At 65.5% G+C, this 15676-nt stretch carries 18 protein-coding genes; 5 read left to right on the top strand and 13 right to left on the bottom strand.

The window, feature by feature from the left end:
• The first annotated feature begins 91 nt into the window (after positions 1 to 91).
• From AC1DIX_RS14085 to AC1DIX_RS14070, 4 genes are all read left to right on the top strand, one after another.
• Positions 92 to 1072: a sensor domain-containing diguanylate cyclase gene (locus AC1DIX_RS14085; protein ID WP_477325110.1), complete on the top strand. Its 981-nt coding sequence runs from the start codon at positions 92 to 94 to the stop codon at positions 1070 to 1072.
• Between the two features lie 55 nt (positions 1073 to 1127).
• Entirely contained in the window at positions 1128 to 2027 is a 900-nt protein-coding gene (locus AC1DIX_RS14080; RefSeq protein ID WP_477325108.1) for a LysR family transcriptional regulator, read from the top strand.
• 105 nt (positions 2028 to 2132) lie between these two features.
• A complete protein-coding gene (locus AC1DIX_RS14075; RefSeq protein ID WP_477325106.1) occupies positions 2133 to 2918 on the top strand; it encodes a dioxygenase family protein in 786 nt (261 codons plus the stop codon).
• Positions 2919 to 2938: 20 nt separating this feature from the next.
• Positions 2939 to 3625 carry an alpha/beta hydrolase gene (locus tag AC1DIX_RS14070; protein ID WP_477325104.1) on the top strand — a complete coding sequence of 229 codons (687 nt, stop codon included), beginning with the start codon at positions 2939 to 2941 and terminating at the stop codon, positions 3623 to 3625.
• Between the two features lie 126 nt (positions 3626 to 3751).
• On the opposite strand, the gene AC1DIX_RS14065 is transcribed toward AC1DIX_RS14070, so the two are convergent.
• Entirely contained in the window at positions 3752 to 4054 is a 303-nt protein-coding gene (locus AC1DIX_RS14065; RefSeq protein ID WP_477325102.1) for a hypothetical protein, read from the bottom strand.
• A gap of 64 nt (positions 4055 to 4118) precedes the next feature.
• On the opposite strand from AC1DIX_RS14065, the gene AC1DIX_RS14060 reads away from it, so the two are divergent.
• Positions 4119 to 4301 carry a hypothetical protein gene (locus tag AC1DIX_RS14060; RefSeq protein ID WP_477325100.1) on the top strand — a complete coding sequence of 61 codons (183 nt, stop codon included), beginning with the start codon at positions 4119 to 4121 and terminating at the stop codon, positions 4299 to 4301.
• 63 nt (positions 4302 to 4364) lie between these two features.
• On the opposite strand, the gene AC1DIX_RS14055 is transcribed toward AC1DIX_RS14060, so the two are convergent.
• From AC1DIX_RS14055 to AC1DIX_RS14000, 12 genes are all read right to left on the bottom strand, one after another.
• Positions 4365 to 4871: a hypothetical protein gene (locus AC1DIX_RS14055; RefSeq protein WP_477325098.1), complete on the bottom strand. Its 507-nt coding sequence runs from the start codon at positions 4869 to 4871 to the stop codon at positions 4365 to 4367.
• A complete protein-coding gene (locus AC1DIX_RS14050) occupies positions 4868 to 5338 on the bottom strand; it encodes a glycoside hydrolase family 24 protein (RefSeq protein ID WP_477325096.1) in 471 nt (156 codons plus the stop codon). Before AC1DIX_RS14050 ends, AC1DIX_RS14055 begins: the two co-directional genes overlap by 4 nt.
• Positions 5335 to 5730 (bottom strand): hypothetical protein, encoded by a 396-nt coding sequence (locus AC1DIX_RS14045; protein ID WP_477325094.1) that lies wholly within the window; start codon positions 5728 to 5730, stop codon positions 5335 to 5337. The genes AC1DIX_RS14050 and AC1DIX_RS14045 overlap by 4 nt, the downstream gene beginning before the upstream one ends.
• Positions 5731 to 5732: 2 nt before the next feature.
• Positions 5733 to 8144, bottom strand: coding sequence for a glycosyl hydrolase family 28-related protein (locus AC1DIX_RS14040; protein ID WP_477325092.1), 2412 nt, complete (start codon positions 8142 to 8144; stop codon positions 5733 to 5735).
• Between the two features lie 55 nt (positions 8145 to 8199).
• A complete protein-coding gene (locus tag AC1DIX_RS14035) occupies positions 8200 to 8637 on the bottom strand; it encodes a gp53-like domain-containing protein (RefSeq protein ID WP_477325090.1) in 438 nt (145 codons plus the stop codon).
• Positions 8634 to 10058: a hypothetical protein gene (locus tag AC1DIX_RS14030; RefSeq protein ID WP_477325088.1), complete on the bottom strand. Its 1425-nt coding sequence runs from the start codon at positions 10056 to 10058 to the stop codon at positions 8634 to 8636. The genes AC1DIX_RS14035 and AC1DIX_RS14030 overlap by 4 nt, the downstream gene beginning before the upstream one ends.
• Positions 10059 to 10226: 168 nt before the next feature.
• Positions 10227 to 12431, bottom strand: coding sequence for a hypothetical protein (locus AC1DIX_RS14025; RefSeq protein ID WP_477325086.1), 2205 nt, complete (start codon positions 12429 to 12431; stop codon positions 10227 to 10229).
• Entirely contained in the window at positions 12431 to 13747 is a 1317-nt protein-coding gene (locus tag AC1DIX_RS14020) for a hypothetical protein (protein WP_477325084.1), read from the bottom strand. The genes AC1DIX_RS14025 and AC1DIX_RS14020 overlap by 1 nt, the downstream gene beginning before the upstream one ends.
• The gene (locus tag AC1DIX_RS14015; RefSeq protein WP_477325082.1) at positions 13748 to 14470 is read right to left on the bottom strand and encodes a hypothetical protein; all 723 of its coding nucleotides are present in this window, start codon (positions 14468 to 14470) and stop codon (positions 13748 to 13750) included.
• Complete coding sequence (locus AC1DIX_RS14010; RefSeq protein WP_477325080.1) at positions 14467 to 14820, bottom strand: hypothetical protein; 354 nt, start codon at positions 14818 to 14820, stop codon at positions 14467 to 14469. Before AC1DIX_RS14010 ends, AC1DIX_RS14015 begins: the two co-directional genes overlap by 4 nt.
• Positions 14807 to 15232 (bottom strand): hypothetical protein, encoded by a 426-nt coding sequence (locus tag AC1DIX_RS14005; RefSeq protein ID WP_477325078.1) that lies wholly within the window; start codon positions 15230 to 15232, stop codon positions 14807 to 14809. The genes AC1DIX_RS14010 and AC1DIX_RS14005 overlap by 14 nt, the downstream gene beginning before the upstream one ends.
• Entirely contained in the window at positions 15229 to 15675 is a 447-nt protein-coding gene (locus AC1DIX_RS14000) for a hypothetical protein (protein WP_477325076.1), read from the bottom strand. Before AC1DIX_RS14000 ends, AC1DIX_RS14005 begins: the two co-directional genes overlap by 4 nt.
• Position 15676 lies beyond the last annotated feature (1 nt).

Here is a 15676-nt window from a genome sequence, read left to right as displayed (position 1 = left end):
ACAGATCCTGCCGATCGGCGGTCTTTTGTTGACGGGACGCCTCCGTTCATACTACATTGCCTTCCCCCGCAATTGCCGCATGGAAAGCAATATGAGCAAGGAAGTACCGAACCGGCAGGTGCCGCCTTTGCCGGAAGACGGCATCCATGACTTCGCCGCCGCCTTGCTGGTGCAGCTGGTCGTTCCGGCGTTCGTGCTCGACGCGCAGGGGCGGGTGGCGATCTGGAACCATGCCTGCGAGCGCCTGACCGGCATTCCGGCGGCCGAGATGGTGGGGACGTCCAATCACTCGCTGGGCTTCTACCATGCGGCGCGGCCGACGCTGGCGGACTTGATCCTGAACGGCCGCATCGAGGATGCGAAGACCCTGTACCGGGTCTATGACGACGGCCAGCAGCGGGGCACCGTGAGCGGAGCGGGGTGGTGCGACATGCCGCGCACCGGCGAGCGGCGCTTCCTGGTGATGGATGCCGGCCCGGTCTACGGCAGTTCAGGACAGCTGTTCGGGGTGCTCGAGACCTGGCGCGACATGACGGTGCAGAAGGAAGCGCAGCTGGCGCTGGAACGCCTGGTGATGCGCGACGGACTGACGGGCATCGCGAACCGCCGCTGCTTCGACGAGACCCTGCACAGGGAATGGGAGCAGGCGCGCCGGAACGGCCATCCCCTGTCCCTGCTGCTGCTCGACGTCGATCACTTCAAGCATTACAACGACAGCTACGGTCATCCGGCGGGCGACGAATGCCTGCAGCGCGTGGCCGCGATCGTGGCGAAACAGGTCCGGGTCTACGATCTGGTGGCCCGCTACGGCGGCGAAGAGTTCGCGGTGATCCTGCCGCAGCAATCCCTGGCCGGCGCCGCTGCCGTCGCCGAGCGGATCCGCGCCGCCGTCGAGCAGAGCGCGCCACCCGACCCGGCGCAGGCCGGCGGCAAGGCCACCGTCAGTATCGGTGCGGCCACCTTCGCCGGCAACGAGCCGTCTTCGCCGGAGGCACTGCTGGCCCAGGTCGATGCCGCCCTCTACCGGGCCAAGCGCGAAGGCCGTAATCGCGTCGTGCTCCACGGTTCTTGAGGCATGTCGGGATAATCGTCGTAGAATCGGCCAAATTGTTTCACTTGCCGAGATGATGGACAAATTCCAGGAAATGAAGGTGTTCTCGGCCGTGGTCGAGGCCGGGAGCTTCACGGGTGCGGCGCACGCGCTGGCGATGTCGAAGGCGGCGGTGTCGCGTTACGTGGCCGAGCTCGAGCAAAGGCTGGGCGTGCGCCTCCTGCACCGGACCACGCGCAGGCTGTCGCCGACGGCGGAAGGCGAGGTCTTCCACGCCCGCTGCCGCGAGCTGCTGGAAAACCTCGACGAGGCCGAGGCCGAGATCACTTCGCGCAGCGGCGAGGCGAGCGGGCTGCTCAAGGCAAACGTCCCGGTCAGCTTCGGCCTCATGCACCTGGCGCCCCTATGGCCGGCGCTGATGGCGCGCCACCCGGGCCTGGCGCTCGACGTCACGCTGTCCGACCGGGTGGCCGACCTGGTCGACGAAGGTATCGACCTCGCGGTGCGCATCGGGCAGTTGCCGGCATCCTCGCTGGTCGGCCGCAAGCTGGCGTCGACGCGGCTGGTCCTGTGCGCCTCGCCCGCCTATCTGCAGGCGCGCGGCGAACCCACGCGTCCGGACCAGCTGCCGGCGCACGACGTGATCTCGTACAGCCTGTTCTCGGCGGGCGAGCACTGGCGCTTTGCCGGACCCGCCGGCGAGGTGACGGTGAAGGTGTCGCCACGCATGCGGACCAATAGCGGCGACACCTGCCGCGCCGCCGCGCTGCAGGCCCAGGGCATCATCCTCCAGCCCAGCTTCCTGGTCGGGGCCGACCTGGCGGAGGGCCGGCTGAAGGAGATCATGCCGGACTACCGCGCGGACACGCTCGGCATCTACGCGGTCTACCCGTCCAGGAAATTCCTGGCGCCGAAGGTGAGAGTGGCGATCGATTTCCTCTCCGAGGTGTTTGCCGCGCCGGACTGGGGCGATTAAGCTGGCAATTGTTCCACTTTCAGGAACAGTATTGTGAGCATGGACCCGTTTATTCCGGCTATCGGGAAGATTACACTGGAGGCTGTTGATCGAACGAGGTAAGACATGAACAGGCTTCCCACACTATTCGTTTCCCATGGCTCGCCCATGCTGGCGTTGCAGGACAGTCCCGCGCGCCGCTTCCTGCAGGAGCTCGGCAAGTCCCTGCCGCGGCCGCGGGCCATCGTGGTCGTCTCCGCGCACTGGGAGACCGCCAACAGCCCGGCGGTGAGCCTGGCGCCGCAGCCCGAGACCATCCACGACTTCGGCGGCTTTCCGCGCGCCCTGTTCGAGATGCGTTATCCGGCCCCGGGCGCGCCGGAAGCCGCCGAGCGCGCCGCCACGCTGCTCGAGGCGGCCGGCATCGCGGTCGGCCGCAGCGCGCAGCGCGGCCTGGACCACGGGGCCTGGGTGCCGCTGCGCCTGATGTATCCGGACGCCGACATCCCCGTCGCCCAGCTGTCGGTGGTGCGCGGCGCCAGCCCGGCGGTGCACGAACAAATCGGGCGCGCGCTGGCGGCGCTGCGCGAGGAAGGCGTGCTGGTGCTGGCATCCGGCTCGCTGACGCACAATCTGTACGAGTTCCGCGGCCAGCACCTGGACGCCCCGGTGCCGCACTGGGTGGCGGAGTTCGAAGTCTGGATGAAGGCGCGCCTGGAGAACGACGACCAGGCCGCGCTGCTGGACTACCGCCGCGCCGCGCCCTTCGCCGCCGAAAACCATCCAACCGACGAGCACCWGCTGCCGCTGTTCGTGGCGATGGGCGCGGCGGGGCCCGGTGCCAGGGCCAGGCAGATCCACGCCAGTTACGAGCATGGGATCCTCGCCATGGACGCCTACGCTTTCGAATAATGAGTATGAAAAGGAACGATATGTTAGACACGCTCGCTGAACTCCACACGGATCCGGCGTCCGGGCTCGCCTACCGCATCCGCCCGCCGCAAGCGGGCCAGGACAAGGCGCCCTGCCTGCTGCTCCTGCACGGCGTCGGCGCCAACGAGTCGGGATTCGTCGAGATGGCGCGCCGGCTCGATCCGCGCCTGGCCGTGATCCTGCTGCGCGGCCCGCTGGTGTTCGCGCCCGGCCGCTTCGGCTGGTTCCAGGTGAAGTTCACGCCCACCGGACCGGCCATCGACCCCGACCAGGCCGAGGAGTCGAGGCTCAAGCTGCTGCGGTTCATCGGCGAGCTGCCGGTGGCGCATGGCGTCGACCCGCAAAAGACCTGGATCGCCGGCTTCAGCCAGGGCGGCATCATGAGCGCCAGTGTCGGGCTGACGGCGCCGCGCAGCGTGGCCGGTTTCGGCCTGCTCAGCGGCCGCATCCTGCCCGAGATCCTGCCGCTGGTGGACCGCAGCGATCCGCGGCTGGGCAGGCTGCAGGCTTTCGTCAGCCACGGCGTGGGCGACCAGACCCTCGGCATCCATTTCGCCCACAAGGCGCGTGCGCTGCTGGAGGAGTTGGGGGTGCCGCTGGAATACCGCGAGTATGCGGCCGGCCACGTGCTCGACGGCGACATGGTTGGCGACTTCCAGCGATGGTTGGGAGAGCGGATCGGCTAGATCCTGATGGTGCCGGTGACCGGAAACCAAAGCCGAGTTATATCAGAGACTTACGAGGGTGGCGCGTAATTTATGCGAAGTGCTGCTGAGGTTTTGCGAAGCGGGATGTGGCGTCTTGATGGCATTCTAACGCGTCACGACCACGACCGCCCATTCCTGGATGTATTCCGGCCCGGTCTCGCCCTGGGGCCGCTCGACACCCCAGAACATCATCTTCTCGTTGCGCAGGCCGACCAGCTCGACCCTGCATAGATCGGGAATCAGGGACGGGCTGACGCTGTCGCTCGGGTTCCGCAGAGACATGACTCGCTCAAGCGTCCACTGCTGGCCGGACATCGAGAGTTCGCCCTCGACAGGCTGGGTGTTGGCGATTTCTTGGTCCGTGAGGCGCTGGCCGCGGTGGCGCAGGCGTTTGACTTTGGCATACATGCGGTCGAGTATAACTCTTGAGGTAGCGCAACCCCTACCTCGACGGCGCCGGCACCATTACCGGATGCCCACCGACCGCCCAAACTGCCGCCTGGCCGCCGACGTCGAGCTGGCCCTGGTGCTGGCCAAGCAGGCCGGCGTCCGCGCCGCGGCGCGGTTCCTGGCTGAGCGCGGCGCCGGCTTCGCGCTCATTTGCCGGGTGCTGGCTGAGCCGGCGCAGCGGCGGGCGGCGCAGACGGCACGATGACCCGGCCGTCGACCACTTCCACCACCAGTTGATCGCCCTGCGGGGTGAGCAGGTGGATCTCCATCACTTCGCGTTCACGGCGCGGCAGGCGTCGAACCGGTCGACGACCTGCTGGTATCGCCGCACGAGTCCCGCAACGTCTGCGGCGTCGCCGAGAAGCGCTGCAGCAGCCTCCGGCACAAGGTCCGGTCCTTCTCGGTCAGCAGCAGGTTCGGCGGCAGCGGGTCGATCACCGGCCGGGGTGGCGGGCTGTACGGGACTGGCTGCCGGGCAGCGCAGGCTGTCAACGCCAGTGCGCACGCGGCGCTGAGCAGCTTCGAGGTTCGATGCATATTCCTGTTCCTTTCGTAGAGCGAGTGTGTCTTGCTCGAGCAAGCGCGTGCGCAGGCCCGATTCGATGGCGAGGTTGGCGGTGGCGGCGCTGTCGCGGACTTCCTTGCCGGCAGCGACGGCCGCTTCGTAGCCGGCCTGGTACTGCTCGGCGCCGCAGTGGTGAACCCACCAGGCGCCGCCCAGCAGCAGGATCAGCACCAGGACCACGCCGGCCGTCAGCCGCTCGAGCGCGCTCATGCGATCACCCCGCCGGAGCGGCGGAAAGCAAGTGCGAGCGTGTCGAAGTCGTTCTCGCGCTGACCGTAGCCGGCGCCCGGCAGCGAAGCCCAGCGCGAGCGGCACTTGTTGATCGCGGTGGCCAGGCGGCCGGCTTCGATGTCGCCCAGCGCTCCGCACTCGCGGATCATCTGGACGGCGATCGCGTCCTGACTGGCCGGCGAGAAGTCCTTCAGGCCGAGCTGCTTCTTGTACGTGTCGAAGTAGCGCGCGAGGATCTGGTAACGTCCGGCTGCCGTCGACTTCACGCCGAGCCTCGGCAGATCGACCAGCTGCCGGGGATGGTCGGTATAGCTGGAGAAAAGGCGCGGGTGGTCCGGCGTGCTGCCGACCAGGATGTTGTAGCCGTTGTCCGAGATGGTGAGGAGCCGCGCGGTGAGCTCGCTGACGGCGATCATCTGCAGGAAGGCGCGAAGGTTCGGGCTCACACCATCTCCTTCACGTCCTTGACGATCTCAGCCAGGTCGGCGTCCTTCTTCTTGTTCAGGTAGTTGAACAGCGCGCGCACCAAGGCCCAGGCTGGCAGGCCACAGGCGAACGACAGGGCCAGCATCGCGACCATGCCGAAGGGATCAGCAGCCCAGTGCTGAATCCCGAGGTAGCGCACCAGCGCGGCGCCGCCGCCGATTGAGCCGACCAGGGTGCTGGCCAGGGCTACGCGCCATTCTTTCTCATCCTTGGGCTTGGTCATGCTCATGACGACGAAGGCGGCGAAGCCTGCACCGATGGCACCGGTTGCGGCGAGGCCGGACAGCAGTTTCCAGCCTGCTACGCCGGCCGCGCCGGTGGTAATGGGTTCGCTCATATCTTGGACTTTCATGGTTAGATTTCGTAGGTGATGGAAAAAGCAATGACGTTTCCGGCATGGGCGCCAGAGATCGGTAGCAGGGTCACGCTGGCGTTGTCCGCCGTCTGCCAGAACAGCAGGCTCGATGCGGCGCCGGTGGTGCCGAAATAGCAGCTGATCTGTGTACCGTTTCCGTAGTCGATGCCGGAGAACGCGCCGATGCCATACGCGGCGGAGTTCGCGCGCTTCGGGAACGGGATGCCGGACACCATCAGGTTGCCGGTCCCGCCGCCAGTGATCGCAGCAGCGAGCACGATGTACGCGTTGATGTGCACCAGGTTGCCGACACGGGTGGCGGTCGCCCGCGTGAGCGCCGCGTTGATCTCGTAGGTGCCTCCAACTGCATCGCCCTGAATTACCGGTGCCCACACAAACGGCACATCGACGTCGTACAGGGTTGCGGACCCCATCGGGGCCGAAATCACGCCCTTCGGCATAGAGTTGCGCGCGACCTGGGTCTCGTTGAACAGCGCCGGATTCCCGCTCAGGATCAGGCCGTAATCCGACGTGGTATTCCCGAAGCACTCCAACGTATTGCTGCTCACATAGGTGAACATGTTGTAGCTCGCCGTCGCGGCCAGGTTGCCCGTGTCGCGCCCAATGACGCGATCGCCAGACGTCACACGCAGTCGGCTCCCCGAGACCTTCAGGTTGCCGCCGCCATACGTGCGGATCGCGGCCAGGCTGCCCGCGATATCGGCGCCACTCACGTTGAACGCCACATTGTCGACCGCCCACAACCCATACTGCCCGCCATTGATCCGGCATCCGACGACATTGATCTCGCCGCTGGTGTAGCCGGCCACCGTGACCCCGCTGGACACGTTGAAAACCTGGCTTGCCTGAGCGGCCCAGTATGAAGTCGGCTGAATGTCCATGCGCACGCCGATGAAGGAGACGTCGGCGCCGCCGTTGGCCGTGCCGATCGCGACGTGGGCGCCAGTGACGGCGCAGGCGTCGAAGTAGCCGCCCGAGACCCGGCACCACGATTTGTCGACGGCACCGCCGCGCTTTTGCCACGAAACGCCGATGTAGCAGTTCTTCACCGATACACCCGACATCGTCAGGCGCGTTTCGAAGCAGCTGATGCCGGCGCCGAGGTACAGCACGTTGCTCCCGGTCGCGCAGTCTTCGAAGGTGCCGCCGGCCACCTCGAGATTGATCAGGCGGCCAGTTTCCTGGTCGCCCTCGGCCGCGATGCCGGCCTTGGCCGAGACGTCCGCATCTTCCTTGGCGACGCGGCAGGCCACAAGCTTGTAAGTGCGCTTCGGCTTGAGATCGCTGTGGGCCCAGTTGTCGATCGCGAAGCCGGCGTAGCCCACGCTGCGGGCGTTGGCGAAGCAGTTGATCACGACGACGTCTTCGCAGGACGACAGGTACACCACGCCGCACGAGCCGCAGCGGCGCGCATCGATATTCTCGATCAGCACGTTGTCGCTGCGCGAGACCACCAGGGCGCTGCCGCCGAACTTGCCGATCGCCTGGGCACGCGGATCGCCGCCGGCGAGGGCGCCGTAGGCGTCGATGTTGCCGTACGATTCGCCCTTGCTCTCGATGACCATGTCGTGCACGGTCAGGTAGCTGCACAGGTCGAACTGGATCGTGCTCGGGTAATCCTGCTTCACGGGCGCAACGCCCTGCACCGAAGGGCGCACGACGGTGGCCTTGCCGTCGCCGAAGACGCGAATCCGCTGTTTGTTGAGGAAGGTCACACAGGCGGTGTCGACGATGTACGTACCGGCCGGGAAGTAGAGCGCGCCGCCGTTCGGCAGGGCGTTGGCCGCCTTCTGCAGCGCCGCGGCGTCGTCGGTCACGCCGCCGCCCTTGGCGCCGAACTGTTTCACGCTGATTTCCGAGGTCGCTGCGATCTTCCAGCGGCCGCCATCCGCCGCCACGATCACTGTACCGCCGTTGTCGGCCGAGGCAGAGTCCGCGGCGTCGAAGTAGTAGATGCCGCCGCCGCCATCGCCAGGAGCGTAGTAGCCAGTCACCATCACCTGGGTGTTCTTGCTCTTGTCGACAGCACGCAGCGCCGAGACGGAGCCCACGACCTTGTGCAATGACGTTTTCAGGATGTCGCCCAGCTGCGCGCCGGCGTAGATGATGCTGGAAACGTCGGTGCGGTTCGAATAGTTCGTTACCGTGTAGATCACGATGCCGTTCGCGTCAGTGACCTTGACGTCGTAGGCGCCGTCCCAGAACACCAGGGCCTCGCCCCGGGCGTTAAGGATGATCGGATTCGGGTTCTCGACGGCACCTGCGGCATCCTGATAGGTAGCCTTCGGCGTGGTGGTGCCGGCGTCGAAGGTGTAGATCTTCCCGCCCGCGAGTGGCACGCCTACGTTGTTGGTGAACTGCTGCTTCCCGGTCGGGAGTAAGCTCGGCATCGATTGCTCCAAGAAAAAAGCCGCCCAGAGGCGGCCTGTGTTGAAAATTGTTCGGTCAGTACCCGATCGCTTCCCACGTGAAGCGCTTTGCTGCATTCGTGGTCCCTGCGCCCGAGCTGAACACGGTCACCTGGTCAGCGGCCGGTTCGCCGTGCGAGAACGTGATGCCGCTGGGCTCCGTAGCGCCCGTTTCCTCGCACTTCAGCGTGACGCATCGCACCTTGAAGGGCATCGGGAACTCGATCACCACGGTGCCCTGGTCGTCGGTCGCTGCCGCACCCCACTGCCGCATCAGGCCGCCGGGGAAGACCTGATAGCCGGTTTCGCCCAGCAGCTGGCTCTTGCCGGTAAAGTCGGCCAGGCTGAGAAGTTCGGCGGCCACGCCGCCCACACGGTCGAACAGCTGCTGGAAGTAGTTGAACCAGGTGCGGGAGAACAGGCCGGTGCGCGGATCGATTGCCGGCTCCCGGGATGAGGGCGGAGTCACCTTCATGAGGTGCCCATCCTGACCTGCCCGGATCCGCCGAGGATCACCACCTTGACCGGGTCGGAGAGCGTCAGGCGGAACACCCGGCTACGGCTGCGCCCCAGGCGTCGCCAGATGGCCCTGGCGTTGTAGTTACCAACGGAGCCGATCGAGCGCGCGTGCTGGTGGCTCCAGACCTTGGCTTTGTCCGACCACTCCAGCACCGCTTGCGGATCGCTCCCCTGGCCAGACTGCAGGCCGACACCAGCCTCGAACTCCACCTGCACCGAATCGAAGTGCATGTGGTGCGATTCCGGATTCGCGACGTACCCGGTCACCCGGATGCGCGGCAGCGGCGCGCCGTTGTCGGTGTAGCAGTCCATGTCCAGTGCATACAGATTGCCGTTCTCCCAGTCGCCCACCACGTGCTGGCCGGCGAAAGCGATATGGCAGTTCGAGCGGTGCCGGTTCAGGCTGCCCCCGGCCGGATCACGCCACAGGCGCTCGTGCCATTCACCGGTTGCGGCATCGAACACCCAGGTCGCGTTCGCGGTCGGGAACGACAGCACGTAGAACGTGTGCCCCTCGTGCTCGTAGGCGTAGGCGATCGCATCGCTGACCGTTGCGTACTGCGATATCGCGTAGTCGATCGCTTCCGTCGAGATGCGTGCCGGCTGGTAGCCCTGTGCCCGATACACGGCCAGGGAGCCCGAATCGTCGGCGCCGAGCCAGATCAGGGAGTTATCCATGCGCGCCACCGACCAGGGCGCCGAGCAGCCGACCTGGATCGATGTCGAGGTGCGTGACAGCGGGAAGTCGGCGTCGCCGCTGTTCACCCAAACCTCGATGTTGTTCCGCTTGAAGAACCACAGCTCCCGGTGGTCGACGATGTGGCGCACGATCTGATCGGCCGTGCCCTCGACGCTGGCAAAATCCAGGGCGTCGAACGTCGTGGCGAACAGACTGGAGATGTAGAACTGCGCGGTGCCCGGCTTGTTGAAGATGAAGTAGCCGTCGAGGTAGACCACCCAGTTCGCGCCGTAGAAGGCTTCGTCGACGATCTGCTTCAGGGTGTTGTCGGTTAGCCCCAGGCTGTAGCCGTTTGCACCGTCGACGATCATGGCCGTTTTGCCGTTGTCGGCGATCGACACCGGTCCGGTAGCGGTGGCCAACGTGCCGACCAGGGTTGCACCCCATACTGCATTGACGCGGAAGACCGACGACCCCTGCACGATGATCGGATCGCCGACCGACGGCACGTGCATCCCACGGATGCCACCGGCGCCGGGCAGGGCCAGCAGCAGGCGCAAGCCGGGCGTGCCGTACATGGCGGTTACCGTGCGCGCGCCGCCGCTCTGGTCGACCACCGGGAACAGGTTGATGCTGCGCTGGGCGTCCATGCCGCGCGAGCGGAGGGCATAGGCGCCGCCTACGAATGGAATTTGCATGGTATTTGTCGTAAAAAAAGCCCACTGGGTGAGGGTGGGCTACAATGCTTTCTCAACAACACAAACAGGCCGAAGCCCAGCGAGACATGAACTACACCGATTACCTGCTCTGGAAATTCATCGTCCTGGTGGCGATCGTCTTCGTCTGGAAGTTCTTCGAGGGCATGCTCAGCGGTCGTGCGAACTTGCGGGAGCTACGCGAAGTAGAGGCTGAGCGAAAATCGGATTCTCAAGGAATCGTTCCAGGGCGGATCGACCGCTCGTAGCCTGCTGACGCGCCAGCAGCGCCGCCGTATTCGGATCAAGCACTGCATCCGCCAAGAGCTTTTGAATCTTTGGATCGGCCACGCCGCCATACAGCATATTCAGCGGTTTGCCGAGCACCGTATTGGTGAAGGCGCTCTCTGCGAGAGTGTTCCCCAGTAGCGACTGAAGAATGTTTTGCGAGGCCAGCCGCTGCGCAGATGCCGAGCCAGGCCCGTTTCCGGCTCGAGCAACAGCAGCCGTCTGACCGAGTTCATCAGCCACACCACGAATCGCCGCGATCTGTTCAGGCTCCATCACGTCGGCTAGGCTCTTGATACCCTTGACGCCAGTCGCCTGCTTGATGAGCTTCCCTTCGTCCTGTAAAGCCCGATTGAACGCTTCAGCTCGCAATTGCGGATTCCCCGAGAGGTCCTTCGTCGCCGAGGAATAGGCCTGCAGCAGCCGATTCCCGATGTCCATCTGATTGACTGGCCTGTTCATCTGAATGTGGCTTTGCCGCGCTACTTGGTACGACTCCGGCAGAAGATCGAGTAGCTTGTTGCGGGTCGCCATGACGGCTGCGGCCTCGCGCCCGGCGATGCCGAGCGTTGGGTCGGACAGCAGTGCGTCCATGCCCATCTTCAGTGTGTGCATGTCCCGTACCGGCACTGATTCCACCGGCGGGATGTCGACGAAGGTTGGCGCGCGGCCGCTGGGCACCGACATATTCCTCACGCCGGCGGGCAGGTCGATGTACATGTCGACCGAATCTCCCGGGATGCGCCGCGGCGTCACGACAGGCTGTGGGTTCATGGTCAGCGGAGAAACTTGTTGGCTCACGTCGTCCACGATGGAATCTGGTAGCCGACGCGTGCCGGCGTAGACCGGGCCCGGGTTGTCCGGCACGACAAAGCCAGATTCTGGAAGCTCGCGCATGCCCGCATACACGCTGCGTGGCCGCATGTCCTCCAAGCGCGCTTCAAACGGCGTCCCTTGCTCGCGCGCCAGCTGGATCGCTCGCGCCTCGGCCTTCTGCACCGACGGCTTGCTGACCAGGCGTTGCAGAGCAGGAGTTACCGGGACATTCTCCTGGAATGCTTCGCCATACAACTGCTTCGCCTTGGCCTCGACAGCGGCTACAGCTGCCTCGCGGTCCGATGGGGACTTGGCGATTCCCTGCAGCGTGTTGACGCGTGCAGCGTTGTTCGCGGCTAGCCGGCCACCGATCATGTTTTCGATCTGCGGGTCTACCGAGCGCAGCGCGTCCTGCAGGCGTGCAATACCAGCGTCGCCGGTCGCCTCGGCGACAGTTGGAAGTGCACCGGTGACCGATTGTCCGCCAGACGCAGCAGCAATCTTGCTCGGGTCGTCGGCAAACCGGTTTAGCGTACGCCCGACAATCGTGGCACGGCCAGCTTCGGTAAATGGCTCGATAAGCGACATTAGCGCGTTGCCGCCGTAGCTGGCGAGCTTGCCTGCGCCGACCAGTGCGGGCGGCAAGGCAGCGCTGATCGCTGCACCGCGAGCGGCATGGTCAGGGTCGACCAGCGCGGCAGATGCGCCGCCAGTGATTGCGCCACCGGCTGATCGGATGCCCATCTGCGCGAGCTTGCCGCCGATGGTAGTTGCCTGTGGCAGCCCGGTGACGAAGCCGCTCGACCCGATGGAATTGACCAGTGGCGCGGCAGCACGTGCGACTATCGGGATCTTCGAAAGACCTTGGGCCAGCGCTCCGCCAACCGGCAGCGTTGCGGCTATGTTGCCTCCGACGCGACCGAGGTTGAAGCCGGTCGAATCCTTGTTCGCCTCGGTCAGCGCGTCGAAGTCAGCGTTCTTTGTGCGGATGAACTGCTGGGCGGCTTCCGGCAGCGGCAGCTTGCCGGCGAGGTTCAGCACCGTGCGCCCGACGTCGGCAATGCCCAGGGCCGCGCCGGCGGCGACCCGGCCGGCCAGGTTGTCCGGGCTGTTGGCCGGCGCCGTCTTGAACTTCAACGGGCCGGCCTGAGCCGGTGCGCCGGCGTCAGCGGGCAGCGCCTGGATATAGGTCGCCAGCTTGCGCGCGCCTTCGGCGTCGCCAGCCGCATCCGCGTTGCGCAGGGCGGTGTACAGCTCTTCGCGAGTGGGCATTACTTTCCTCCGTGTTTCTTGATCAGGGCCGCGATGTCGGCGGGGACGCCTGGAGTATCGGCCGGCGCCGAGAAAGCTGCATGTCCTGCATTGTTTCTAAGTCCCTGGACCGCCAGCTTCCGGTTAGCGGCTTTCTGCTGGATCACCGCTGCGCTATCGCCGGGCTGCGGGAAATACTGCTTCCGCGCGTTCTCGAACTCACCTGTGCTGATGGCTGCGCCGGATTCCTGGCGCAGCACGGCATTGACAAAATCGCGCTGCGCCTGCTCGGCCTTCTGGTCAGCTTCGCTCATGCCAAGCTTGTTGGTTGCCGCGCCCAGCGCGCCACCGACCAACCACGTGTTTTCGACGGTGTTCTTCGAGTTGATCATGGCCGGCCTGTATTGCCCCTGCAGGCCAGTCAGGATCTTGTCTGCCTGCTCCGCGCGCGCGCCGAACGCTGCCGACTTGCCCTGAAACTCGGTCGGCGCCTTGTTGCCCTGGTCGGCCGGGCCGCCGGGGATTGCCACGAGCGTGCCGTCCGGGTTCTGGCGATAGCCAGAGGGCACCTTTCCTTGGGCCAGCTGCTCGCGGGCGCGGGCGTCGTTCAGGTCCTGGCCGCGCACGGTCGCCGCCACCGTCGCCGCGGTGTTCGCGCGCGAGGTGTTCGCCTGGAGCACAGCATCTGGCGACACGGTGTTTTTGACCGTGTTCACAACCTTGACCTGGCCGGTAACGGGGTCGATTGCGAGGGTTTCGGTCGCGCCACCCGTGTTGCGGGTCTCGGTCTTCGGCAGCAGCTCCTTGGTCGCTATGGCATGGCCGGCGGCCCATTGCTTGATCTGGTCCGGCGTCTGCAGGTTGGCCAGCAGCTGCCGTTGGGCGGCCACATCGGCGTCGACGTCGAAACCGAGCGCTTTCCCGTACTGCTGGAAAGCGTCGAGCGCGGCCGTAGCGGTCGCTATGTCAGGAGTCGCGACCACGCGGCCCAGCAGCTCGTGGCCGGTGGTCATGAACTTGCCGAACGCCTCGGCCTTCTTCGCCTGGGCTTCGGATGCCGTCTTGGTGCGATTCTGGATCGCAGTATCGACCTGATCAGCTTCGTTGAGGTAGCCGTTGTTACGAAACGCGGTACTGAGCTGCTCGCTGGTCGTTCCGGGCGGAAGCTCCTTCAGCAGCTTGTTCTTGCCGTTTTCCCGATCCACACTGCGCTGGCGATCCTGCAGCAGCAGGTTCGTGATTCTGTTCTGATTCCCAGCCTGAAGGCCAGACTGGAACGAATCGGCAAGGTCGGGTTGCTGGCGGCCCAGCGCATAAATTGAAGTATCGATGCCCATTTATTTCCCCATGCCGCCGGTCATGTACTGTCCGGCCAGCTTCGTCAGCATATTGACGTCTCGGCCCCACTGATTGCCCTGCGTGATATAAGCCGAGGCTCTGGCATTTCCGGCGCCGAGCAGGTTATTTTGCACCGCGCTCGACGTGTTCTGTCCGGCCGAGGCGATGGTGCCGTAGGCGTTCTGCCCGGCTTGGCCGATCTGGTTCGTGGCTTGCTGACCGACGCCGGCCAGGGACGCCAGCCGGTTGTAGCCCGTGGCCTGATCGTTTCTCGTGCGGTTATATCCGTTATTGAACTCCTCGGAAGCCACGCCTTGGCTGTAGCGGGTCAGCGCCTTCGCTGCGGCGCCCGACAGCAGGCCGCCGCGTGCGGCCGCGCTGCGTTCGATTGCCTGCTGGCCTTGCTGCTGTCGGAATTGGTAGCCCGGATCGTTGAGGATATCCGCGCCCGTGTACGGCTGGATAGTGAACTGGCCGTCAGGGCCGATGCCCTGCATGATCTGCGTCAGCGCGTTCCTGCCCGCGTCCACCCAGGGCTGCTGGTCGCTGCGCTGCTGGGTGAGCAAGTTCAATTGGTCCTGGCGCGTCACGTCATACTCGCGCCTGGCTTCTGCCGTCGCGTCGGCGGCGGACTGCGCTTGGGTGCTGGCGGCACGGTCGGCGGCGCGCGAGGCGTCACGCGAGCCGGTGACCTCGCCGATAATATTCTTTACAAAGCTCATGCATCTCTCCTGAGAAGTGTCCATTCGCCCGACCGCGCTTCCTTGTCGAAGCCGAGCTTTCTTGCCAGTGCAACGGCTTTCGGGCGGTCACCTTTGATTGCCGCCACCAAGAAGGGATGCGTCTTGAGGGCTTCGTTCACGATGCGCCGCACAGCCAGACCACAGGGCTTGACCGACCCGACATGGATGAACGGCCCGTCGATCACCACCGCGCCGGCTGGCCCAGGTGCGTACAGGGCGTAGAAAGTCGCTGCTCGAGCGCGATCGAAGAAGGTGTCGTCGTCCTGCATGCCGCAGGCGGTTCGCATCGCCGCAGCGCAGGCGGAGTCGTACTGTTTAGCAGCACGCATCGTCGTCCTCGGTGTAGACGCCGAAGCGGCGCCAGAACTGCAGCGCGCAGGGCATCTCGGCATCAGGAATGACCAGGTTCGCGCGCTTGAGCACCTTGCGCGCCTGGACGGCCAGCCGGATGATGTCGGGCCGCACCGGCAGCGAGAACACCGTCGGCAGCACCTCGCCCAGCGAGTAGCGCAGCGCCGGCTCGTACGGCGGCGGCAGGTTGAGCGAGTCAGCCTGATCGGCGAAGGGGGCCAGCACGAACGGCGCTAGCGGCACACACGCGGGAATGGCTTGCCACTGCATGACGATGTCGTTGAGCGCGGCCAGGGCGTCGGCGGCATCCTCGGCCGGCGCCGTTTCACCAGCCGCGATCACGCCGGCGTCCTTCAGCGCACGGTTAATGATGTCGCCGGCGGTGGTCATTGCGCCGCTGCCTGCTTGCTGCGGGGCTTGGTAGCCGGCTTTTCCTCGGCAGCCTGCTCGGTAGGCGTTGCAGGACCGTCTGCGCGCTTGCCAGCCTCGGCTCCGGTCGAGGCCAGTCGCGCTGCTAGGTTCGCTTCCGCTTCTGCGAGTTTCGCTTCTCGGGTCGCCAGCTCCTGCTCCTTGGCCGACAGTTCGTGGTCCTTCGCCATCAGGTGCATTTCCAGCTCTTCGAGCTGCGCCTTCGCTTCGTCGATCGCTGAGGTGTCGGGTTTCGCCGGCTCCAGAGCCGCTTCAGCCACGGTGGCACCGTCCTGCATGCGCTTTTGGTCGACGTGCCATTCAGCGTGGCCTGCCTCGCGCAAGTCGTCTTCCCGATCCTCGTCGGCAGCCATCGCCATGATGCCGCCCTTGWAAAGGGCCTTCGGGTATTCCTGGAATTCCATC

The sequence above is a fragment of the Massilia sp. 05N420 genome (genome assembly GCF_056397205.1).
Note: the sequence above shows the minus strand (reverse complement) of the source record. Positions and strands in the feature narration are given on the sequence as shown.